The 22773-nt window shown below is 69.6% G+C and carries 21 protein-coding genes; 17 read left to right on the forward strand and 4 right to left on the reverse strand.

The window, feature by feature from the left end; all coding sequences use genetic code 11:
- Positions 1 to 49: 49 nt before the first annotated feature.
- From AC3WPZ_RS12635 to AC3WPZ_RS12695, 13 genes are all read left to right on the forward strand, one after another.
- Positions 50 to 979: a S1C family serine protease gene (locus AC3WPZ_RS12635; protein WP_444687169.1), complete on the forward strand. Its 930-nt coding sequence runs from the start codon at positions 50 to 52 to the stop codon at positions 977 to 979.
- Positions 980 to 1006: 27 nt separating this feature from the next.
- Positions 1007 to 2008, forward strand: coding sequence for an AAA family ATPase (locus AC3WPZ_RS12640; protein ID WP_444687168.1), 1002 nt, complete (start codon positions 1007 to 1009; stop codon positions 2006 to 2008).
- Position 2009: 1 nt separating this feature from the next.
- A complete protein-coding gene (locus AC3WPZ_RS12645) occupies positions 2010 to 3080 on the forward strand; it encodes a DUF58 domain-containing protein (RefSeq protein WP_382321181.1) in 1071 nt (356 codons plus the stop codon).
- Positions 3077 to 4144 carry a VWA domain-containing protein gene (locus AC3WPZ_RS12650; RefSeq protein WP_382156004.1) on the forward strand — a complete coding sequence of 356 codons (1068 nt, stop codon included), beginning with the start codon at positions 3077 to 3079 and terminating at the stop codon, positions 4142 to 4144. The genes AC3WPZ_RS12645 and AC3WPZ_RS12650 overlap by 4 nt, the downstream gene beginning before the upstream one ends.
- Before the next feature lie 348 nt (positions 4145 to 4492).
- Positions 4493 to 5704, forward strand: coding sequence for an MFS transporter (locus tag AC3WPZ_RS12655; protein ID WP_444687167.1), 1212 nt, complete (start codon positions 4493 to 4495; stop codon positions 5702 to 5704).
- Between the two features lie 47 nt (positions 5705 to 5751).
- Positions 5752 to 6600 (forward strand): dihydroorotate dehydrogenase electron transfer subunit, encoded by an 849-nt coding sequence (locus tag AC3WPZ_RS12660; protein ID WP_444687496.1) that lies wholly within the window; start codon positions 5752 to 5754, stop codon positions 6598 to 6600.
- On the forward strand, positions 6593 to 7543 hold the full coding sequence (locus tag AC3WPZ_RS12665; RefSeq protein WP_382321173.1) for a dihydroorotate dehydrogenase: 951 nt from the start codon (positions 6593 to 6595) through the stop codon (positions 7541 to 7543). The genes AC3WPZ_RS12660 and AC3WPZ_RS12665 overlap by 8 nt, the downstream gene beginning before the upstream one ends.
- Positions 7544 to 7564: 21 nt before the next feature.
- Positions 7565 to 8821 (forward strand): hydantoinase/carbamoylase family amidase, encoded by a 1257-nt coding sequence (locus AC3WPZ_RS12670; RefSeq protein ID WP_444687166.1) that lies wholly within the window; start codon positions 7565 to 7567, stop codon positions 8819 to 8821.
- 11 nt (positions 8822 to 8832) lie between these two features.
- The gene (gene pyrC / locus AC3WPZ_RS12675) at positions 8833 to 9882 is read left to right on the forward strand and encodes a dihydroorotase (RefSeq protein WP_444687165.1); all 1050 of its coding nucleotides are present in this window, start codon (positions 8833 to 8835) and stop codon (positions 9880 to 9882) included.
- Between the two features lie 191 nt (positions 9883 to 10073).
- Positions 10074 to 10994, forward strand: coding sequence for a helix-turn-helix domain-containing protein (locus AC3WPZ_RS12680; protein WP_382321165.1), 921 nt, complete (start codon positions 10074 to 10076; stop codon positions 10992 to 10994).
- On the forward strand, positions 10991 to 11674 hold the full coding sequence (locus tag AC3WPZ_RS12685; protein WP_382321162.1) for an orotate phosphoribosyltransferase: 684 nt from the start codon (positions 10991 to 10993) through the stop codon (positions 11672 to 11674). Before AC3WPZ_RS12680 ends, AC3WPZ_RS12685 begins: the two co-directional genes overlap by 4 nt.
- A 15-nt stretch (positions 11675 to 11689) precedes the next feature.
- Positions 11690 to 12016 carry a hypothetical protein gene (locus AC3WPZ_RS12690; protein ID WP_382321159.1) on the forward strand — a complete coding sequence of 109 codons (327 nt, stop codon included), beginning with the start codon at positions 11690 to 11692 and terminating at the stop codon, positions 12014 to 12016.
- 15 nt (positions 12017 to 12031) lie between these two features.
- On the forward strand, positions 12032 to 12556 hold the full coding sequence (locus AC3WPZ_RS12695; RefSeq protein ID WP_382321157.1) for an SLOG cluster 4 domain-containing protein: 525 nt from the start codon (positions 12032 to 12034) through the stop codon (positions 12554 to 12556).
- 27 nt (positions 12557 to 12583) lie between these two features.
- Here the strand turns inward: AC3WPZ_RS12695 and AC3WPZ_RS12700 are convergent, their stop codons facing one another.
- Positions 12584 to 13291, reverse strand: a complete 708-nt coding sequence (locus tag AC3WPZ_RS12700; RefSeq protein WP_444687163.1) for a DUF899 family protein — start codon at positions 13289 to 13291, stop codon at positions 12584 to 12586.
- Positions 13292 to 13394: 103 nt separating this feature from the next.
- Here AC3WPZ_RS12700 and AC3WPZ_RS12705 point away from each other — a divergent pair, with 103 nt between their 5' ends.
- The 3 genes from AC3WPZ_RS12705 (at position 13395) to AC3WPZ_RS12715 (ending at position 17035) form a co-directional block, all read left to right on the forward strand.
- Positions 13395 to 14597, forward strand: coding sequence for an FAD-dependent monooxygenase (locus AC3WPZ_RS12705; RefSeq protein WP_444687162.1), 1203 nt, complete (start codon positions 13395 to 13397; stop codon positions 14595 to 14597).
- A 192-nt stretch (positions 14598 to 14789) separates the two neighbouring features.
- Positions 14790 to 15782: a Bug family tripartite tricarboxylate transporter substrate binding protein gene (locus AC3WPZ_RS12710; RefSeq protein WP_444687161.1), complete on the forward strand. Its 993-nt coding sequence runs from the start codon at positions 14790 to 14792 to the stop codon at positions 15780 to 15782.
- Positions 15783 to 15859: 77 nt separating this feature from the next.
- The gene (locus AC3WPZ_RS12715) at positions 15860 to 17035 is read left to right on the forward strand and encodes an acyltransferase family protein (protein ID WP_382156041.1); all 1176 of its coding nucleotides are present in this window, start codon (positions 15860 to 15862) and stop codon (positions 17033 to 17035) included.
- Positions 17036 to 17056: 21 nt separating this feature from the next.
- Here AC3WPZ_RS12715 and metE read toward each other — a convergent pair whose 3' ends face one another.
- Positions 17057 to 19348, reverse strand: coding sequence for a 5-methyltetrahydropteroyltriglutamate--homocysteine S-methyltransferase (gene metE, locus AC3WPZ_RS12720; RefSeq protein ID WP_444687160.1), 2292 nt, complete (start codon positions 19346 to 19348; stop codon positions 17057 to 17059).
- Between the two features lie 110 nt (positions 19349 to 19458).
- Here metE and AC3WPZ_RS12725 point away from each other — a divergent pair, with 110 nt between their 5' ends.
- Positions 19459 to 20346, forward strand: coding sequence for a LysR family transcriptional regulator (locus AC3WPZ_RS12725; RefSeq protein WP_382321148.1), 888 nt, complete (start codon positions 19459 to 19461; stop codon positions 20344 to 20346).
- Here AC3WPZ_RS12725 and AC3WPZ_RS12730 read toward each other — a convergent pair.
- Positions 20315 to 22030 (reverse strand): ABC transporter ATP-binding protein/permease, encoded by a 1716-nt coding sequence (locus tag AC3WPZ_RS12730; RefSeq protein WP_444687159.1) that lies wholly within the window; start codon positions 22028 to 22030, stop codon positions 20315 to 20317. The genes AC3WPZ_RS12725 and AC3WPZ_RS12730 overlap by 32 nt on opposite strands.
- Entirely contained in the window at positions 22027 to 22773 is a 747-nt protein-coding gene (gene fhuF / locus AC3WPZ_RS12735) for a siderophore-iron reductase FhuF (protein ID WP_444687158.1), read from the reverse strand. Before fhuF ends, AC3WPZ_RS12730 begins: the two co-directional genes overlap by 4 nt.

The following is a 22773-nucleotide window of genomic DNA, read 5'->3' on the forward strand; positions in this document are numbered from 1 at the left end:
TGCCGCAACGCGGCATGATGTGTTTTCGTTCTGCCCTTCGGGAGTCGCCATGCGAAAGCCTGCCTTGTACAGCCCGTCCACCCGCCCCGGGGTGCCGAAGGCGGGCGCTCAAGGCGCCGGGCCGGCCGCTGCACAGGCCGACGCCCCGGTGGCACCCATCCCGCGCCGGCGCCGCTGGCGGGCCGCCGCCGCCCGCTGGGCGGCCAGCCCGCGCGTCATGTGGTCGGCCCTGGCCTTGCTCGCGGCCCTGCTGGCCGCCAGCGCCTGGCAGGGCAGCGCGAACGGGCCCAAGGCGCTGACGCAGAAGGACATCGACGCGGCCGTGCTGCGCACCCTCACCACCCAGAACATCCCGTCCAAGGCCGCGCGCGCGGCGGAGAAGATCCGCCCCGCCGTGGTGCGCGTCATGTCCTACGGCAAGGACAAGAAGGGCGAGGAGCAGGAAATGGGGGTGGGCACGGGCGTGGTGATCGTGGACAAGGGCATCATCCTGACCAACCTGCATGTGGTGCAGCACGCGCAGACCATCAAGCTGGTGTTCGCCGACGGCACCGAATCCGGCGCCAGCATCACCGGCGTGCAGGCCCAGAACGACCTGGCCGTGCTGCAGGCCCACACCATCCCGGACGACCTGATCGCCGCCACCATGCGATCCACCGGCGACCTCGTGCCCGGCGACGAGGTGGTCGCGGTGGGCTTTCCCTTCGGCATCGGCCCCTCCACCTCGTCGGGCGTCATCTCCGGTTTCGACCGCGCCTTCAAGTCGCCCGAGGGCGAGCAGGAGATCGGCAACCTGATCCAGTTCGACGCCGCGGCCAACCCCGGCAACTCGGGCGGCCCGCTGGTCACCATGGACGGCGAGGTCGTCGGCATCGTCACCGGCATCCTCAACCCGACCAGCCACCGCACCTTCCTTGGCATCGGTTTTGCAGTGCCGATCGAGAGCGCCGCCAGCGCCGCCGGTCTGCCCCCGTTCTAGTTCTTCCTTTCTTCACAGGAGCGTTCCATGGACCAAAGCACCGCCCCCGACACCGCCCAGCTCATGGAGCAGATCCTGTACGAGGTCAAGCGCGTGGTGGTCGGGCAGGACCGGTTCCTCGAACGTGTCATGGTCGCCATGCTGGCCCAGGGCCACCTGCTGGTCGAAGGCGTGCCCGGCCTGGCCAAGACCCTCACCGTGAAGACGCTGGCCAGCGTCGTGCAGGGCCGCTTCAAGCGCATCCAGTTCACACCCGACCTGGTGCCCGCCGACCTCGTGGGCACGCGCATCTACAACCAGAAGACCGGCGACTTCAGCACCTCGCTGGGCCCCGTGTTCGCCAACCTGCTGCTGGCCGACGAGATCAACCGCGCGCCGGCCAAGGTGCAGAGCGCGCTGCTGGAGGTGATGCAGGAACGCCAGGTGACCATCGCCGGCGAAACGCACAAGGTGCCCAACCCCTTCCTGGTGATGGCCACGCAGAACCCGATCGAGACCGAAGGCACCTACCCGCTGCCCGAGGCGCAGGTCGACCGCTTCATGATGAAGGTGATGGTGGACTACCCGAGCGACGAAGAGGAGTTCGTCATCGTCGAGCGCGTCACCGGCCCGGCCGTCAACGTCAACGCGGTGGCCACCACCGACCAGCTCGCCGCGCTGCAGGCGCAATGCCGGCAGGTGTACGTGGACCCTTCGCTCGTGCAGTACGCGGTCAAGCTGGTCTCGGCCACGCGCACGCCCGAGAAACACGGCATCAAGGACATGGCGCACCTCATCACCTTCGGCGCCAGCCCGCGCGCCACCATCGGCCTGGTGGAAGGCGCGCGCGCCCTGGCCATGCTGCGCGGGCGCAGCTACGCCCTGCCCGAAGACATGACCGACCTCGTGCCCGACGTGCTGCGCCACCGCGTGGTGCTGTCCTACGAGGGCCTGTCCGAAGGCCTGACCAGCGAAACCCTGATCGGCCGCATCATGAAACACATTCCCGCGCCGGCCCGGCCGTTGGAACACGAGAAAAAGGTGGCTTGACATGCTTGGGCGGCTGTTCGGCAGGAAAGGCGGAGCGCCGGCGAACGCCGCGGCCGCCGCCACGCCGGTCGCGCGCCGGGCCGAGGCGCTGCTGCGCCGGCTCGAATGGACCGTGCTGCGCCGGCTCGACGGCCTGCTGCAGGGCGACTACCGCACCCTCATGCGCGGCTCCGGCCTCGACCTCGCCGACCTGCGCGAGTACCAGCACCACGACGACGTGCGCCACATCGACTGGAACGTGACCGCGCGCCTGCAGACGCCGCACGTGCGCGTATTCACCGAAGACCGCGAGATGGCCGCCTGGTTCCTGCTCGATCTCAGCCCCTCGGTGGACTTCGGCTCGGGCGAGCAGCGCAAGAGCCAGGTGCTGCTGGACTTCACCGCCGTGCTCGCGCGCCTGATCGGGCGCCACGGCAACCGCGTGGGCGCCGTGCTCTACGGCTCGCGCGGCCAGCCCGTGGTGGACGCGGTGCTGCCCGCGCGCGGCGGCCGCACCCAGGTGCTGCGGCTCATGCAGATGGTGCTGCAGCCGCCGGTGCACGCCAACGCGAAGAACGGCGTGACTCAGCTCGCCGACCTCCTCAAGGCCGCTGTGCACACCGTGCGCCAGCGCGGCACCGTGTTCGTGGTGTCCGACTTCATCAGCGAGCCCGGCTGGGAGAAACCCCTGGGCGAACTCGCGCGCCGCCACGACGTGGTCGCCGTGCGCCTGCTCGACCCGCTCGAACTCGACTTGCCCGACCTCGGCCTGATTCCGATCCGCGATGCCGAGACCGGCGAACAGCTCCTGGTCGACACGCACGACTCGGGCTTTCGCCAGCGCTTCGCGCGCATCGCCGCGCAGCGCGAGGCGCAGCTGCGCGAAAGCCTGGGCCGCGCCGGCGTCGACACCCTGGAGCTGTCCACCGACGACGACCTGGCCGAGGCCGTGCTGCGTTTCATCGACCTGCGCAAGCGCCGCCTGCGCGAGACGCGCAACGGCACCGGCGCACGCCCTGTGCCCACCCAGTTGCCTACCCGGGACCGCCGCAGCTTCAGCGGCGTCCCACGCGAAGGAGCCCGTCCATCATGAACAACTGGCCCGTCACCTTTCTCTGGCCGCAGTTGCTGTGGTTGCTGCTCGCGCTGCCGCTGCTGGTGCTGCTCTACGTGTGGCTGCTGCGAAGGCGCAAGCAGACCGCGCTGCGTTATGCCAGCCTGTCCATCGTGCGCGAGGCCATGGGCAAAGGCCCGGGCTGGCGCCGCCACGTGCCCCCGGTGCTGCTGCTGCTGGCCATCGGCATCATGCTGCTGGCCTCGGCGCGGCCCATGGCCACCATCGTGCTGCCCTCGACCCAGCAGACCATCATCCTGGCGATGGACGTCTCGGGCAGCATGCGCGCCGAAGACGTCAAGCCCAACCGCCTGGTGGCCTCGCAGAACGCGGCCAAGGCCTTCCTGGCCGAACTGCCGCGCCATGTGAAGGTCGGCATCGTCGCTTTCGCGGGCTCGGCGCAGGTGGTGCAGCCCGTCACGCTCAGCCGCGAAGACCTGGTCACCGCGATCGACAAGTTCCAGCTGCAGCGCGCCACCGCCATCGGCAGCGCCATCGTGGTCTCGCTCTCCGAGCTGTTCCCCGAGCAGCGCATCAACCTCGGCGACATGACCTACAGCCGCAACACCGATCCGTTCGCGCCCAAGGGCCGCTCGCTCGACCAGCCCAAGCCCGACGAGAAGACCTTCACGCCTGTGGCGCCGGGCTCCTACACCTCGGCCGCGATCATCCTGCTCACCGACGGCCAGCGCACCACCGGCGTGGACACCGCCGAGGCCGCGAAGATGGCGGCCGAGCGCGGGGTGCGCGTCTACACCGTGGGCGTGGGCACGGTGGACGGCGAGATCATCGGCTTCGAAGGCTGGTCCATGCGCGTGCGGCTCGACGAGGAAAGCCTCAAGGAAGTGGCGCGCGCCACGCAGGCCGAGTACTACTACGCCGGCACCGCCGAGAACCTCAAGAAGGTCTACGAGACCCTGAGCTCGCGGCTGACGGTGGAGAAGAAGGAAACCGAAATCTCCGGTCTGCTGGCCCTGGCCGCCTCGCTGCTCGCGCTGCTGTCGGCAGGCCTGTCGGTGCTCTGGTTCAACCGCATCCTCTGAACGTCGAGGGCACGCGCCGGCACGTCGTGCAGCGGCCCGTGCGTCGGCGCGCCACGAAAAAGGCCTGAACGGCGAACCGTTCCGGCCCACCGGCTGCGCCTGCAGAACCGGTGCTGAGCGCCTCCCATTTCCCCACCATCGCACCGCGCCCTCGGCCATGAGGCGCGGGCCTCTGCGCGCGCCTTGACGCCGCATCACCGGCCGTCGCATCCGGGAAAACACTTATCTCATGAACGAGACAAGTATCAAAAAAGATACTAGTATCAAAACATAGAAGAGATGTCGAACCTCGCCGAAGCCTTGCGGCGATGTCCCGTGCAACGAAAGCCCTGCGGGGTGGAGACTCAAATGAGCAAGAAAGATGCGGTGGATGGCTACAGCTGGAAAGCCCTGGCGGGCTCGGCGGTGGGCTATGCGATGGATGGATTCGACCTGCTGATCCTGGGCTTCATGCTCAGCGCGATCTCGGCCGAGCTGCAACTGACGCCCAGCCAGGCCGGGTCCCTGGTGACCTGGACCCTGGTGGGCGCGGTCTTTGGCGGCATCGTCTTCGGGGCGCTGAGCGATCGGTACGGGCGCATCCGGGTGCTCACCTGGACCATCGTGCTGTTCGCCGTCTTCACCGGCCTGTGCGCGTTCGCGCAGGGCTACTGGGACTTGCTGATCTACCGCACGATCGCGGGCATCGGCCTGGGCGGGGAGTTCGGCATCGGCATGGCGCTGGCGGCCGAGGCCTGGCCCGCCAAACACCGCGCGCGGGTGTCCTCGTACGTGGCGCTGGGCTGGCAATGTGGCGTGCTCGGCGCCGCCTTGCTGACGCCCTTGCTCCTGCCCGTCATCGGCTGGCGTGGCATGTTCCTGGTGGGGGTGCTGCCCGCCCTGGTGGCCTGGGTGATCCGCAACAAGCTGCATGAACCCGAGGTGTTCGTGCGCCAGGCCGCCAGGCCGGCGTCGAAGGGGCAGGCCTTCAGGCTGCTGGTGAAGGACAAGGCGACCACGAAGATCAGCGCGGGCATCGTGGTGCTGTGCTCGGTGCAGAACTTCGGCTACTACGGAATCATGATCTGGATGCCCAGCTTTCTGGCCAAGCAGCTCGGATTCAACCTCACCAAATCGGCCCTGTGGACCTCGGTGACCATCCTCGGGATGATGGCTGGCATCTTCATCTTCGGCCAGCTGGCCGATCGCATCGGCCGCAAGCCCAGCTTCCTGTTGTTCCAGGCGGGCGCCGTGGCCATGGTGCTGTTCTATTCGCAACTGACCGACCCCATCCAGATGTTGTGGGCGGGTGCCGTGCTGGGCATGTTCGTCAACGGCATGCTGGGTGGTTACGGTGCGCTGATGTCGGAGGCCTACCCGACGGAGGCCCGTGCCACGGCGCAGAACGTGCTGTTCAACATCGGCCGCGGCGTGGGTGGGTTCGGGCCCGTGGTCGTGGGGGCGCTGGTCAGTGCCTATTCGTTCCAGATCGCCATCGCCTTGCTGGCCGCCATCTACCTGCTGGACATGGTGGCCACGGTGTTCCTCATTCCCGAACTCAAGGGCAAGGAGCTGGAATGACCGAAGCGCTCCAGCGTCTCCCGGCCGCACCACGGGCCTGCGCCACCATGACCGAGCGCGCCTGCTTCCAGCGCAATGCCGAGGCGGTGGCCTCGCACCGCTGCGAGGTGGTGGAGCACCGCTGGGTCAACGACCGCTACAAGTACCTCCGGCTCACCACCGAGGTGGATCTCGCCGCCATCACCCGGCCCGGGCAGTTCTACCAGCTCAAGTGCCCGTCGACCGACGACATGAAGCCCTTCCTGCTGCGGCCGATGAGCGTCTATGGCGTCGGCCCCGCACCCGGCACGATCGAATTCCTCTACAACGTGACCGGCCTGGGCACGAAGGCCCTGGCGACGCTGGCCGTGGGGGGGCAGATGGACATCGTCGGCCCGCTGGGCAACACCTTCGTGCTGGACGCCAGTGTCCGGCGCATCCTGGTGGTGGCGCGGGGCGTCGGCCTGGCCACCATGGCGCCCTTGCTGCAACTGGCGGCGCGCTCGGGCATCGCCATCACGGCGGTGATGTCGGCACGCGCACCCCAGGACCTGATGCGCGACGAATTCCTGCGCGGTGCGCAGGCCGATGTGCACGTGGTCCATGACAGCGATGGCAGCTCGTCGGTCGAGGCGGTCGAGGCCCTGGTGCGCCGGCTGATGGACGCGCAGCACCACGACGTGGTCTACACCTGTGGATCGCACCGCCTGCTCATGTTGCTGCAGCAGGTGCTGAAGGACTATCCGCAGACGCGCGGTGAAGTCGCCATGGAACAGCGGATGGCCTGTGGCATGGGGGTCTGCCTCTCCTGTGTGCGGCTGTTCGATCACGGCGGCGACAAGCGGTTCCTGCGCGTCTGCCGCGAAGGCCCGGTGTTCTCGATCGATCAGGTGGTGGGGGAGGTGGAGTTTGGCTGATCTCAATGTCAAAGTGGGCGACGTCGCGCTGCGCAACCCCGTCATGCCCGCCTCCGGCTGCTTCGCGATCGAATACGCCGAAGCGCTGGACTTCAACCGCCTGGGCGCGCTGGTGATCAAGAGCGTCTCGCCGAAACCCCGCGCGGGCAACCCCACGCCACGGGTGACCGAAACCCACGGCGGGATGATGAACTCCATCGGCATCCCGAGCAAAGGCCTGGAACACTACCGGCGCGAGGTGCTGCCGCCCTACACGCGGTTCGACACGCCGGTCGTCGTGTCCATCTCGGCCGACACGGTGGACGAGTTCGCGCAGGCCATCGAGGAGATGTCGCTGCCGGAGGTCGCCGTGATCGAGGCGAACATCTCGTGCCCCAACCTGGAGGCCGATGGCATGGCCTTCGCGATGACGCCCGAAACCACCTACAAGGTGGTGAGCGCCATCCGGCGGCGAACCCAGCACCCGTTCTGGGTCAAGCTCACGCCCAACGCATCGCACATTGCCGCCGTGGCGAAAGCCGCCGAGGAGGCCGGGGCGGACGCCCTGGTGATGGGCAACACGGTGCTGGGCATGTCCATCGACGTCCGCACCCGCAAGCCCAAGCTGGGCAATGTGATGGGCGGCTTGTCCGGGCCCGCCATCAAGCCGATTGCCTTGCGCATGGTGCACCAGTGCTACCGCAGCGTGCGCATCCCGGTCATCGGTTGCGGCGGCATCTCCAACGCCGAGGACGCGGTCGAGTTCATGCTGGCCGGTGCCAGTGCCGTCCAGGTCGGCACCGCGTCGTTCATCGATCCCGGTGCGATGCAGAAGATCATCGACGGGCTTCACGCCTTCTGCGACGAGACCGGCGTGACCCACGTCCGCGAGTTGACCGGCCAGGTCCGGCTGGATCGGCAGCTCTCCGACCGCTGGTTGCGCTTTGCCCAGCAATCGGGTTGATGCCCACCGCCGGCGACTGCCATGAACCTTGTTGAACTTCGGCCCCTGGCCGAAAAACTCTTTGCCGATGTCCGTGAACTCTCGTTCGACGGGGTGGGCGTGACGCGGGAAAGCTACGGCCCGGGCGAAACCGCCACGGCGGACTACCTGCGGGACTTCGCGCGCTCGGAGGGGCTGGTGGCCACCTCGGACCGGGCCGCCAACGTGGTGTTCTCGCTGCCGGACGCGCCGGTGGACCGGCCTTCGGTCTGGATCGGTTCGCACATCGACTCGGTGCCGCAAGGCGGCAACTTCGACGGTCTGGCCGGGGTCGTGGCGGGCCTGCTGTGCCAGGTGGCCCTGCGGCGCCAGGGCGTCAGTCCCGCGGTGCCCATCCAGACCATCGCCTTCCGGGGCGAGGAAAGCGCCTGGTTCGGCAAGGCCTACATGGGCTCCGGCGCCCTGTTCGGCAAGCTGGGCGCCGAGGACCTGGCGCTGCGCCAGCGCAGCACCGGCGAGTGCCTGGCCGATTGCATGAAGCACAGCGGCGCCGACATCGAGGCGGTCCGCGCGCAGGACGTGCTCATCGACAAGGCGGCGGTCAAGGCCTATATCGAACTCCACATCGAGCAGGGGCCGGTGATGGTGGCGCGCCAGCTGCCGCTGGCCGTGGTGTCGGGCATCCGTGGCAACGTCCGGCACAACCGCATCGAGTGCCTGGGCGATGCCCAGCACTCCGGCGTGGTGCCGCGCTGGCTCCGCCATGATGCCGTCTTCGCCGTCTCCGACCTGGTCATGCGGCTGGACGCCCATTGGCGGGCCTTGCTGGAACGCGGCACCGACCTGGTGGTGACGGTGGGCATCCTGCAGACGGACCCGGCGGAACACTCCATTTCGCGCATTCCCGGCCAGGTGGGCTTCAGCCTGGAGGCGCGCAGCAAAAGCACGGACACGCTCGAAGCCTTCTACCAGCTGGTGCAGGCCGAGGTGAGCGCGATCGCCCGTGAGCGGGGCGTGAGCTTCCGCTTCGACCGCCGCCTGTTGAGCGAGCCCGCCACCATGGACGAGCGCCTGTGCGCCCTGTTGTCGCAGGCTTGCGCGGACCAGGGGGCGGCCTACGAAGTCCTGCCCAGCGGCGCCGGGCACGACGCCGCGCTGTTCGCCAACGCGGGCATTCCCAGCGCGATGCTGTTCATCCGCAACCAGAACGGCTCGCACAACCCGCACGAGTCCATGGATCTCGACGATTTCATGCTGGGCGTGCAGGCGCTCTCCGTCGCGGCCAGCCGCATCGCCTGAAGAGGCCGACCATGACCGACCTGATCACGATCCGACGCCCCGACGACTGGCACCTGCATCTTCGCGATGGCGACGTGCTGGCCACCGTGCTGCCCTACACCTCAGGGTCGTTCGGCCGGGCGATGGTGATGCCCAACCTTCAGCCGCCGGTGACCACGGTGGAGGCGGCCCGCGCCTACCGGGCGCGCATCCTGGCCGCGGTGCCTGCGGGCGATCGCTTCACGCCCCTGATGACCGCCTACCTCTGCGACCACACGCCGCCCGACGAATTGCGCCGCGGCCACGAAGAGGGCGTGTTCAGCGCCGTCAAGCTGTACCCGTCGGGCGCCACCACGCATTCGGAATTTGGCGTGACGGACATGGCCAAGGTGGCGCCGGCGCTGGAGTGCATGCAGGCCATCGGCATGCCGCTGCTGCTGCACGGTGAGAGCACGGACCCGGCGGTGGACGTGTTCGATCGCGAGGCGGTGTTTCTCGAGCGCACGCTGCAGCCGCTGCTGCGCGACTTCCCCGCGCTGAAGGTGGTGCTGGAGCACATCACCACCGAAGAGGCGGCGCAGGTGGTGCGGTCCGATCACAGCGGGCGCCTGGGCGCGACCATCACGCCGCAGCACCTCCTGTTCAACCGCAATGCCATCTTCACCCAGGGCATCCGGCCGCACTTCTACTGCCTGCCGATCCTGAAGCGGGAGCGCCACCGGCTGGCCCTGATCCAGGTGGCGACCTCGGGCGACGCGCGCTTTTTCCTGGGCACCGACTCGGCGCCCCACGCGCGCGCGTTCAAGGAATCCGCCTGCGGCTGCGCCGGGATCTTCAATGCGCCCACCGCCCTGGCGGCCTACGCCACGGTCTTCGATCAGGCCGGCGCGCTCGATCGCCTGGAGGCCTTTGCAAGCCTCAACGGGCCCCGGTTCTACGGCCTCTCTCCCAACGAGGACACCCTCACCCTGCTGCGCGCGCCGCAAGCGGTGCCCGACAACGTGGCGCTGCCCGGCGGCGCGGCGATCCACCCTTTCCTGGGCGGGAGCACCGTGCCCTGGCAGGTGCGCCTGGCGCCATGAGCACGATCCCCTTTTCCCATCGAGCACCCACGGCCCGGAGCCTGCCCATGAATTCGTCCGTTCTTCCCCCTGGCATGCGGGTGCGCCGCCGAACGGTGCGCGGCGGGACTGGCTCACCCGCCCGATGCCGGTATGTCTTTTCCAGCAGGTGCCCTATATTCTCTTTTTTGATTCGACCGAGTGAAAAAGAGATGAGCACACCCGTCTTGCCGCCAGCTTCCTCGATTGACTATGCGGACCTGGGCAACCGGCTCAAGGCCTACCGCATCGGCGCGTCGCTGCAGGCCGAGGATGTGGCCGAGCAGCTCGGCGTGTCGCGCGCGGTGGTGTACCGCATGGAGAAGGGCGAGATCGTCAAGATCGAGACCCTGGAAAGGCTGGCCCAGCTGCTGAACACGTCGCTGGCCTCCTTGCTGGGGGTGGAGGTCGAGTACTACTCGAACGCCCTGGGCCTGTTCGAACGCATGCGCCAGCTCGAGCAGACATCCGACCGCATCCTGGCCCACTTCGAACCCATTTCCTTGCTGCTGACCTCCGACGAGTACCTCACGCACCTGCGGGAAATGCTGCTCGAGGCCTCGCCGAAGTCCCAGGGCAAAGCGCGCCAGGGCGAAGTGGAGGACATGCTGACCATCCTGGCCGAGCGTCGGCGGTTCTTCGAGCAGCGCCGCATGAGCATCGTGAGCCTGATCGGCATGCGCGAGCTGGAGCGCTTCGTGCTGACGGGGCTGGTCGGGCGGGTCGATCTCCCGCACGAGGTCCGGATGCAGCGCGTGCGGGCCGCGCGCAACGAAGTGGTGCGCATTGCCGATCTGATGGAGAGCGAGCCGCTGAATGTGCAGATCGGCCTGATCGACGATGCCATGCCCTCGTCGACCTTCCAGCTGTTCTCCGGGAACCAGCGCACCGTGCTGGCGGTGAGCCCTTTCCGGCTGGGCGAGTTGCCCAACGTGCGCAACGGCATTGCCACCGTGACCGCCTCACCCGAAGCCGTGCGCCTGTACGAGGACATGATCGGCCGCCTCTGGAAGAGCGCCTACAAGGGCCGCACGGGCGCGCAGCGCTTGCGGCGCCTGCTGGAGCGGGTGGACCCATTGACGGAGTCGCCATGATGCCCAACCCATCCTCCGCCCACGCGGTGGCCGAGCTGCTGATCGAGGCGGGCTGCGTCAGCTGCCGAACCGATGAGCCTTTCCGCTTGCCATCGGGCTGGGCCAGCCCGGTGTACATGGATTGCCGGCGACTGATTTCGTTTCCGCGGACGCGGCAGGTGCTGCTGGAGCAGGCCCTGGCCCGGCTTCGCGCCGCCGGCGCCCTGGAGGGCCTGGCCGCCGTGGCGGGAGGAGAGTCCAGCGGCATCGCTTTCGCGGCCTGGATGGCGGATGCCTTGAACCTGCCCCTGCAATACGTTCGCAAGCGGGCCGTGGGCCAGGCGCAGGTGGAAGGGGTGGTGGCGCCCGGCTCGGCGGTGCTGCTGGTGGACGACCTGATGGCCGCGGGCCTGTCCAAGCTCACCTTCTGCCAGGCACTGCGCGCGCGGGGTGCCGTGGTCCGCGACGTCTTCGTGGTCTTCGACTACGGCACCTTCGATGCCACCGCGATGCTGCACGCGCACCAGATGCGGGTCCATGCCCTGTGCACCTGGCAGGACGTGCTGGATGCCGCGCGCGGGCGCGATGGGTTCGACCCATCGGCCCTCGCGGAATGGGCCGCATTTCTTCGAACCCCGGGGGCGTGGTCCGAGGCCCATGGTGGCATCGCATCCTCCCCCGTGTCCCCTGTCCCCGCTTAAAGGAGAACCTCCGGCATGACTTTTCAACACATCGCGCAGACGTTTGCGCAGGGCCTGGCGGGAACCGACCAGTTCAAGGCGTTCTACAAAGGCGCGTTCGCCCTCATGAAGACGGATCCGGACAACGCCGCGCTGTATTTCGTGGTGGGCGTCGCGGCCCACTCCTATGTGCAGAAGTTCGAAGACCAGGCGGTGGACCCCGCGCAGGCGGACCAGGCCAAAGCGACGCTCGACGCCTTCAATGCGCGCTTGCTGGCGTCGCTGTCCCAGTCGCCCGAGGAGCGCCTGGCCGCAGTGAGCGCCGTGGCGCTCGACTACGAGTGGAACGTCCAGGCGTTCTGAACGTCCCCGGGTGCCATGGCCGTCATCGGCGTCATGGGTTCGGGCTCCCGACCCTGGAACCGGCTCGCCAGACCACTGGGCGCGTGGATCGCCGAGGCCGGCCACCACCTGCTCACAGGCGGTGGCCAGGGCGTGATGGCGAGCGTGGGCAAGGCGTTTCACGAACACCCCGGCCGGCGCGGTTGCGCCATCGGGGTGCTGCCCACCCTGGCCGACCCCGAGCACGGTTTTCGGCCGCTGGAGGGCTACCCCAACGCGCATGTCGACATCCGGATCGTCACGCCGCTCCCGCGCCGCGCCGCATCCGATCCACCCGAGCTGCACACGCGCAACCACGTGAACGTGCTGAGCAGCGACGTCGTCGTGGCCTTGCCGGGTGCGCACGGCACCCGCGATGAGGTGCGCCTGTGCCTGGCGTTCCACAAACCCGTCATCGCCTTCGGGCCGCGGGCGCAGTTCGCGGACATGCCGGGCGAGCTGTTGGTCGTGCAGCGCCTCGAGCGCGTCGTCGCGTTCATCGAAGACCGGCTGAAAGCCTGATCCCTTCGCCCCTCGGCACGCGCGCGTTCAGGCGCCGTTGCCATAGTCCAGTCTGGGGTACCAGTCCGTGCCGCGCCCGCCCGGCGTGAGGTCCAGGATGTTCCACAGCGGCGTGGGGTCGGGCGCGCCGCGCGGGTCCTGGCCCGGGTCGGCCGTGCCGCCGAGCTCGGAGCCCCAGAAGTGCCGCACCTGGCCGTCGCGCCGCACCCAGACATCGAGCGCGGGCCACTCCTCGCCATTGGGTGCCAGGCCCCGGTAGTCGCGCGCGAAGCGGTCGCCCACCGTCGCGTAGAACTTCAGGTTCTTCCAGCCCCGCTCGCGCGCGAAGGCCAGTTGCCGCTCCACCGGCGAGCGGCCGATCACCGCCAGCGCCACGCGCTGCGAGAGGTCGCGCGCGGGAATGTCGAGCGAGCCGATGAACGCGGTGCACATCGGGCAGGGCCGCTCGCGTTGCGGCCCGTACATCCAGAAGTAGGTCACCAGCGTGTCGTGCGCGCCGAACAGCGCCTTCCAGCCCACCGTCTTGCCGTTCTCGTCGCGGAACTCGTAATCGGCCGCCACGCCGCCCGGCGGCAGCGCGCGCCGCTGCGCGGCCACGCGCTCGATGTGGCGCCGCAATTCGATCTCTTCGGCCAGCAGCGCCGTGCGCGCGGCGCGGTACTCGCTGCTGTCGTTGGGGTAGGGCTGGCTGGCCGCCCGGGCCAGGGCGGTGGCGGGCTGGAGCGAGGCGGTCATCGGAGGTCCTTTCCGGGTGATCGAAGTGCCAGCCTATCGCGTTCCCCCAGCCTTGTTGGTGCGCTACCTCACGCAGCCCGGCCGGGGCGGCACAATCGCGCGCATGAACCAACAAGTGATCGTGGCGGGCGGTGGCATTGGTGGACTGGCTTGCGCCCTGGCGCTGGCCCGCGCGGGCGTGCGCTCGGTGGTGCTGGAGCAGGCCGAGGCCTTCGGCGAGGTGGGGGCGGGCCTGCAGCTCGGGCCGAACGCGGTGCGCGTGCTGGCCGAGTGGGGCCTGATGGACGCCCTGCAGTCCTGCGCCGCGTTCCCGGAGGCGCTGCGCGTGCGCGACGCCCACCGGGCCAACCAGCTCGGCCACCTGCGCCTGGGCGCCCTGGCGCTGGCGCGCCACGGGCAACACTACGCCACCCTGCACCGCGCCGACCTGCACGGCCTGCTGCTGAGCGCGGTGCAGCGCCGGCCCGAGGTGCAGCTGCGCCTGGGCGCGCGGCTGGCGAGCTGGACGGAAGACGGCGAGGGCGTGCAGGTGGCGCTGGAGGAGGGCGAGACGCTGTCGGGCGAGGCGCTGATCGGCTGCGATGGCCTGTGGAGCCGGGTGCGCGCCGGCCTGCTCGGCGGGCCGCCCGTGCGCGCCACCGGCCACCTGGCCTACCGAGGCATGGTGCGCTCGGTGGACCTGCCCACGCCCCTGCGCGCCAACCTGGTCACGGCCTGGCTGGCGCCGCGCCTGCACGTGGTGCACTACCCGGTGAAGCAGGGCGACTGGTTCAACCTCGTGGCGGTGGTGCAAGGCCAGCTGCCGCCCGGCGACGACCCCCAGGGCTGGACACACGAGGCCCACGCCAGCGACCTGCGGCGCGCCCTGGGCCCGGCCTGCGGCGAGCTGATGGCCATGGTCGCGGCCGTGCCCGACTGGACGCTGTGGCCGCTGAACGACCGGCCCGCCTTGCGCGGCCCGCACGAACAGGCGCGCGGCCGCGTGGCCCTGCTGGGCGACGCGGCCCACCCCATGCGGCCCTATTTCGCGCAGGGCGCGGCCATGGCCATCGAGGACGCCTGGACGCTCGGGCGCCTGGTGCAGGACCGCGAGGCCGGCAGCGACTGGGCGCTGCGGCTGTCGCGCTACGCCCGGACCCGCTGGCAGCGCAACGCGCGCGTGCAGAAGCTCTCGCAGCGCAACGGCGTGGTCTTCCACGCCCAGGGCATGCTGCGTTGGGCGCGGGACTCCGCCATGAGCATGCTGGGCGAACGATTGCTGGACAATACGTGGCTCTACGACGGACCGCCCGAGCCGATGAGATGATGAGACACCCCCCTGCGCCGCTGCGCGGCTTCCCCCCTCCGTGGCGCGCCTTCGGCGCTTCGAGGGGGGACGGCATCTCGGGCCGGCGCAGCCGGACCCTTGATGCCTCTGGAGGGTGCACTTCTTTCTTTGCGGGCCGCGCTCCGGAGCAGTGAGAATCCTTGTGCACCCATCCCGAAACCAGAGGCAGACATGAACTTCCAGAACACCCCCGTCACCCGCCGCCATGCCCTGGCCACCGCCGCCGCCGTGGCCGCTTCCACCGTGCTGCCCAGCGCGCACGCCCAGGCCGCCTGGCCCAGCCGGCCGCTGAAGATCATCGTGGGCTTCCCCGGCGGTTCCTCGCCCGACCTCACCGCGCGCCTCCTGGCCGAGCCGCTGCAGCAGGCCCTGGGCCAGCCGGTGGTGATCGAGAACCGGCCCGGTGCCGGCGGCAACATCGCCGCCGCGGCGGTGGCCCGCGCCACCGACGACCACACCATCGGCCTGATGATCAACGGCAACATGACGATCGCCAAGATCCTCAACCCCGACACCACCTACGACCCGATCACCGAGCTGGCCCCCGTCTCGCTGATCGCCGTCGCGCCCCTGGTGCTCAGCGTGCCCGCCAGCGTGGCCGAGAGCGGCGCGGCCTACATCGCCGCCGCGCGCGCCTCCGGCGACAAGTGGAACTACGGCACGCCCGGCGTGGGCACCGTGGCCCACCTGGGCATGGAGCTGCTCAAGAGCCGCGCCGGCATCGCGCCGGTGCACGTGCCGTACCCGGGCAACCCGCAGGTCATCACCGCCATGCTGGGGGGCCAGGTGCAGATGTCGCTGCTGCCCCCGGGCCTGGCCATGCCGCAGGTGACGGCGGGCAAGCTCAAGGCCATCGGCGTCACGTCGACCGGCCGCAGCAGCCTGGTGCCCGGCGTGCCCAGCCTGAGCGAGGCCGGCGTGCGCGACTTCCAGCTCGAGATCTGGAACGCCGTGGCCGCGCCCAACAGCCTGCCCAAGGCGCACGTGAACCGCCTGGCCACCCTGCTGACCGAGATCGTGCGCCGCGAGGACATCCGCCAGAAGATCTTCGGCCAGGGCTGGCAGGTCGCCGGCACTGGCCCCGAAGGCCTGGCGCGCCGCATCAAGAGCGACACGGCCGCCATGGCCGAGGTCATCCAGCGCAACCACATCCGCCCGGGCTGAGCGGCCGCTCCCCGCCGGCTGGCGGGGTCTCGCGGGTGGTGGCGCGAACGCCCACGAACTGCTAATGTCGCGCTCTCATGAGTGAACACGCTGCGCCCGCGCCCGTTGGGGTCCGCCTCCACGCGCTGGACAACCTGCGCGCCATCCTCATGTGGCTGGGCATCGTGTTGCATGTGGCGGCGGTCTACACGACGCACCCCATGCCCAACGTCTGGCTCGACGAGCAGCGCACGGCCTTCGCCGATGCCCTGGTGAGCTTCATCCACGTGTTCCGCATGCCCGCCTTCTTCATCCTGGCGGGTTTTTTCGCGGCGCTGCTGGCCGAATCGCGCGGCCCGGGCGGCCTGCTGCGCAACCGGCTCGCGCGCCTGGCCCTGCCGTTCGCGATCTTCTGGCCCATCCTGTGGGTGCTCACCAGCCTGGCGGCGCTGCTGTTCCTGAACCGGCTGGCGCTCAACCAATGGGGGTTCGACCTGGCCGTGGCCGCGAACGTGCCCGACCGCGGCATCAGCACCATGCACATGTGGTTCCTGTGGCTGCTGCTGTGGTTCTGCGTGATCACCGCCGGGCTGATGCGCCTGCCCCGGCGCTGGTTCGCGCCCGCTGGCGCGGTGCTGGCCTGGGTGGCGCGCCGGCCCTGGGGCTTCGCGCTGCTGGCGCTGCCGCTGCTGGCCGCCACCGCCGGCTACCCGCGTGGCTTCATCGTGAACTCGGGCTCCTTCCTGCCGCCGTGGAACGAGTGGGTGCATTACGGCGTGTACTTCGGCTTCGGGCTGATGCTGCATGGGCAGCAGGCGGTGCTGTTCGCGCAGTTCCAGCGCCGCTGGGGGCTCTTCGCGGCGCTCGGCCTGGGGTTCTACCTGCTGTCCGGCCTGGTGACGCAGCGCCACGGCCCCATGCTGCTGGGCGCCTACAGCTTCCATTGCGCGGCCTGGCTCTGGGCCTTCGCGTCGATCGGCCTGGCCTTGCGCTTCCTGCAGTCGCGCCACAGGGTGCTGGGTTACCTCGCGGAGAGCGCCTACTGGGTCTACCTGGTGCACTTCCCGTTCACCATCCTGTTCGGCGCGCTGCTGTACCAGCTGCCACTGCCCGCCCTGCTCAAGATCGCCATCAACATCACGGCCACCACGCTGGTCTGCCTGGGCAGCTACCAGCTCTTCGTGCGCCACACCTGGATCAGCCAGCTGCTCAATGGCAAGCGCCACCCCCGGCCCCGGCGCGACCTGCCCGGCGCGGCCGGCGGCCTGGCCTGATCCCGGCCGGGGTGGCTGGCCTCAGGCCGATGCGCGCAAGGCCCGCGCCGCGGCCACCATGTTGCCCAGCGCCGGGATGACCTCGGGCCACTGGCGGGTCTTGAGCCCGCAGTCCGGGTTCACCCACAGGCGCTCGGCGGGGATGCGCCGCGCCGCCTTCTTCATCAGCTGCACGATGTGGTCCTGCGTGGGGATGTTGGGCGAGTGGATGTCGTAGACGCCCGGGCCGATCTGATTCGGGTAGTTGAAGTGGTCGAACGCGTCGAGCAGCTCCATGTCCGAGCGCGAGGTCTCGATGGTGATCACGTCGGCGTCCATGTCGGCGATCGAGGCGAGGATGTCGTTGAACTCCGAATAACACATGTGGGTGTGGATCTGCGTCTCGTCGCGCACGCCGTTGGCGGTGAGGCGGAACGATTCCACCGCCCAGCCCAGGTAGTCCTGCCATGACGAGCGGCGCAGCGGCAGGCCTTCGCGCAGCGCGGCCTCGTCGATCTGGATCACCCGCACGCCGGCCTGTTCCAGGTCCAGCACCTCCTGGCGGATCGCCAGTGCGAGCTGCTGGCAGGAGACCGAGCGCGGCTGGTCGTCGCGCACGAAGGACCAGTTCAGGATCGTGACCGGCCCGGTGAGCATGCCCTTCATGGGTTTGTCCGTGAGCGACTGCGCGTAGGTGATCCATTCCACCGTCATCGGGCGGGGCCGGGCGATGTCGCCGAACAGGATGGGCGGTTTCACGCAGCGCGAACCGTAGGACTGCACCCAGCCGAACTGGCTGAACGCATAGCCGTCGAGCTGCTCACCGAAGTACTCCACCATGTCGTTGCGCTCGGCCTCGCCGTGCACCAGCACGTCCAGGCCCAGCGCTTCCTGCTCGCGCACGCTGCGCGCGATCTCGGCCTGCATGGCCGCGCGGTAGCCCGCCGCGTCGAGGCGCCCGGCCTTGAACTCGCTGCGCGCGTGGCGGATCTCCGCCGTCTGCGGGAACGAGCCGATGGTGGTGGTGGGGTAGGCCGGCAGCTTCAGCAGCGCGGCCTGCCGCGGTGCGCGCTCGGCATAGGGGCTCTGGCGCTGGCCGAGGCGCGCGTCGATCGCCGCGACCTCGGCCTGCACCGCCGGCTTGTGCACGCGCGCCGACGCCCGGCGCGCCGCCAGCGCGGCGCGGTTGGCGGCGAGTTCGTCGCGCACGGCGTCGCGGCCTTCGTTCAGCGCGCGCCCCAGCAATTTCAGTTCATCGAGCTTCTGCAGCGCGAAGGCCAGCCAGGACTTCACCTCGGCGTCCAGCTTCTGTTCGCTGCCCAGGTCCACCGGCACGTGCAGCAGGGAGCACGAGGGCGCGATCCACAGCCGCTCACCCAGGCGCTGCGCGAGCGGCTCCAGCCAGTCCAGCAGTTCCGTGAGGTCGGTCTTCCAGATGTTGCGCCCGCTGACGACGCCCAGCGACAGCACCTTGTGCGCGGGCATCAGGTGGATCAGGGGCAGCACGTCGTCGCGCGCGTCCAGGGTGTCGATGTGCAGCCCGGCCACCGGCAGGTGCGCGGCCAGGTACTTGTTCTCCAGCAGGGGGCCGAAGTAGGTGGCCAGCAGCAGCTTGGTGCGGCAGATTTTCAGGTGGTGGTAGGCGGTGTTGAACGCGTGCTGCCACTCGGCGTCGAGTTCGGTGACGAGCAGCGGTTCGTCGATCTGCACCCACTCCACGCCCTGCGCGGCCAGCGCGTCCAGCAGCTGCGTGTAGACCGGCAGCAGGCGCGGCAGCAGCGCGAGTTTGTCGCTGCCGTCCTTGGCCTTGCCCAGCGCCAGGTAGGTCACCGGGCCCACGATGACCGGCTTGGCCTTCACGCCCTGGGCCTGGGCTTCGGCGAGCTGCGCGAGCAGGCGCGAGGCGTCGAGCTGGAAGTCGGTGGTGGCCGTGAACTCGGGGACGATGTAGTGGTAGTTGGTGTCGAACCACTTGGTCATCTCGCCCGCGGCCACGCCGCCGCAGCAGGCACCGTGCTCTTCCACGGCCTGGGCCGAGCGGCCCCGGGCCACGCGGAACAGGTTGTCCAGCGCATCACCATGGAAACCGCTCACGCGCTGGGGCAGGTTGCCCAGCGTGAAGCTCATGTCCAGCACCTGGTCGTAGAACGAGAAGTCGCCCACGGGCACGAAGTCCAGGCCGGCCTGGTCGGCCCAGTGGCGCTGGCGCAATTGCGCGCCGAGCGCCTTCAGGGCATCGCGCGAGGACTCGCCCTTCCAGTAGGACTCGAGCGCGAACTTGAGTTCGCGCCGGGCGCCGATGCGGGGAAAGCCGAGGTTGTGGAGGGTGGTCATGGGCCGCTCTGAGGTGGAAATTGAAAGGAAAGAGCGGCGGATGGTAGGCAAATGGATCGATGAAGTAAAATGGTCTTATCTCACGTATTCATGAATTTCACTCATTCATCATGCTGGAACGCATCCATCTCGCCGTGGTACAGGAAGTCGAGAAACAGGGCTCGCTGACGGCGGCGGCCGAGGTGCTGTGCGTCACGCAATCGGCGCTGAGTCACAGCATGAAGAAGCTGGAGCAGCAGCTGGGCACCGACATCTGGCTGCGCGAAGGCCGCAGCCTGCGCCTCACGCAGGCCGGGCAGTACCTGCTGGCCGTGGCCGGGCGCGTGCTGCCGCAGCTGGACCAGGCGGAAGACCAGCTGCGCCAGTTCGCGAAAGGCGAACGCGGCAGCCTGCGCATCGGCATGGAATGCCACCCGTGTTACCAGTGGCTGTTGAAAGTCGTCTCGCCCTACCTCGCGGCCTGGCCCGACGTGGACGTGGACGTGAAGCAGAAATTCCAGTTCGGCGGCATCGGCGCGCTGTTCGGCCACGAGATCGACCTGCTGGTCACGCCCGACCCGCTCTACAAGCCCGGGCTGCGCTACGAGCCGGTGTTCGATTACGAACAGGTGCTGGTGGTCGCGCGGGGCCATGCGCTGGCCGGGCTGCCCTACGTGAAGCCCCGGCAGCTCACGCAGGAGGTGCTGATCACCTACCCGGTGGAGACCGACCGCCTGGACATCTACAACCAGTTCCTGCAGCCCGCCGGCATCACGCCGCGGCGCCACAAGACCATCGAGACCACGGACATCATGCTGCAGATGGTGGCCAGCGGCCGGGGCGTCGCGGCCCTGCCGCGCTGGCTGGTGGAGGAGTACGCGGCCAAGGTCGACGTGGTGCCCGTGCGCCTGGGGCCGCGCGGCATCGCCAAGCAGATCTTTCTCGGCGCGCGCGAGGCCGATCTGCAGACCGACTACCTGCAGGCCTTCATCGAACTGGCGCGCCGGCGAGCGCAATGACCCGGGTCGGGCTCAGCCACGCCGGTGCCTCGTGGGCCAGGGCCACGATGGCCATGGCCGGCAGCTCGCGCCGCAGCAGCCCGTAGAGCCGCCGTCCTTCATCGGCCGGCAGCGAGCTGAAGGCCTCGTCCAGCCACAGCACATCGGGGCGCACGAGCAGGGCCCGCGCGATGCCCAGGCGCTGGCGTTCGCCGGCGGAGAGCGCTTCGTTCCACGGCGCGTCGGTCGACAGCGGCTCGACGAGCCGCTGCAGCCCGACCGCCTCCAGCGCGGCCGCCGCCGACGCGAGCGGCACCTCGGCCGCGTCCATCGGGTACAGCAGGCCCTCGCGCAGGCTGCCGCCCAGGGGCAGGTAGCTCTGCTGCTGCACCACCCAGGGCCGTAGGAAGCCGCTGGCCGCCTCGCCCGAGGCCAGCGGCCAGGCGCCCATCACGGCGCGCATCACGCTGGTCTTGCCCGCGCCCGGCGCGCCCACGATCAGCAGCTGTTCACCGGCCCGCACCTGCAGCGCATCGACCTGGGCGATGGGCGCTCCGTGGCCGGGCGCGCCCACGCTCAACCCCCGCACTGACAGACCCTCCGCGGCGGTGGGCGCGATCGGCAAGGCCGTGCGCGCCTGGCGGCGCTGCTCGATCGCCGCCTCGAACTTGGTGAGCCGCTGGATCACCGCGGCGGCTTCCGCGATCGTGGTGTACGAGGTGATCAGGTACGACAGCGCGGTGCGCACGTGCGCGAAGGCCGAGCCCGCCTGCATCAGCACGCCCAGCGTCATCTTGCCGGCGAAGTACAGCGGGCTCATGATCATGTAGGGGAAGACCAGCGAGGCGTGGCGGTAGCTCATGGTGAAGAACGAGAGCGAGCGCTGCCGGCGCATCAGCGCAAAGGTGTTGCGCATCAGCGCCTCGAACCGGCGCGCCAGCCCGGCGCGTTCCCACGCTTCGCCGCGGGCCAGGGCAATGGCCTCGCCGTCGTCACGCACGTGCACCAGCGCGTAGCGGTAGTCCGCCTCGCGCCGCTCCTGCTCCACCTCCAGCGGAATCAGCGGGCGGCCGACGAGGTGCGTGATCACCGTGCCGACGATCGCGTAGGCGAGCGCGGCCCACACCAGGTAGCCCGGCAGGTCCCACGACAGACCGAGCGAGGTGAGTGGCGCCTTCGCCGACAGCTCCCACAGGATGAACACGAAGGACGCCAGCGAGACCAGCGCGCCGATCAGGCCGACGGTGAGCGAGATCGCCAGGCGCACGAACGAGCGCACGTCCTCGGCGATGCGCTGGTCCGGGTTGTCCGGCCCGTCGCCCATGACCTGCAGGCGGTAGTGCACCGGCCCGTCCAGCCAGCGCGCGGCCAGCCCGTCGCTCATCCAGCGGCGCCAGCGGATCGACAGCCATTGCGTCACGTAGGTCTGGAAGGTGTTCACCAGCACGAAGCCGACGCCGATCCCGCAGTAGATCCACATCTGCCGCATGAACTCGCCGCCGTTGCGCTGCTGCAGCGCCTCGAAGAAGGCGCCGCGCCAGTGGTTGATGGCGACGTCGATGCCGACCATGGCCAGCTGGAGCGCGATCACGCCGATGAACAGGGCGCGGGCCATGGCCCGCTCCGATGAACCGAAGTACGGCCGCGCCAGGCGGATGCCGTCCTTCAGGGAGCGCCACAGGCTGCGTTTCGATGGGGTGGTCATGGGGGTCGGCACGCGCTGTTGGACGCGTTGAGCAGGGGACTCGGACAGGTGGTGCAGAACACGCGGTCCGGCACCAGGTAACGCATGCAGCAGATGCGCCGCATGCGGTGCACGCCCTCGGCGCGCGGCAGGTAGATCACCGGGCGGTGCAGGGGGGTGGGCATCTCCAGCCACTCGCGCGCGGGCGCCAGGCCGCGCAAGCCGGGGTGGGTCTCATCCAGTCGGCGGATGAAGGCCTCGAACAGGTTACCCGCGTTGCTCCACAGCACGCGGCGCGTGACGCCGGTGCGCTCGGCCATCTGTTCGACAAAGGGCACGAGGTGCTGGTGCAGGAATTCGTGCCAGGACGTGTCGGGGTCGCCGGCCTCGCCGTCGGGTTCGCCCGGCGCGGGCAGGCGCAGGCAGAGCGTGCGGCCTTGCGCGTCCAGGTCGAAGCTCACGCCATCGAGCGCGGTGGGCAGGCGCCGGCCCATCAGCACGCGGCCGATGAACCAGGCCGGCATCACGATGGCGAAGTGCCATTTCGACCAGATCGACGCCACCACGCGCGCGTCGGTCGCGCCGTGCGCGGCATCGAAAAACCGGCGCACCTGGGCCAGGTGCGCCGGCGTCATCAGCGCCTGCACGCCGACGGTGTGCTGTCCGTCCGGCGGTGGCCCGATGCCGAGCCGGCCCCGGAACGGCGCCATGGGGCCGCCGAACGCGGCGTCGAGCTCGGCACCGTCCCAGGGCGAGGCCATCAT

The organism is Hydrogenophaga sp. FW305-3-2-15-A-LB1, assembly GCF_058787875.1.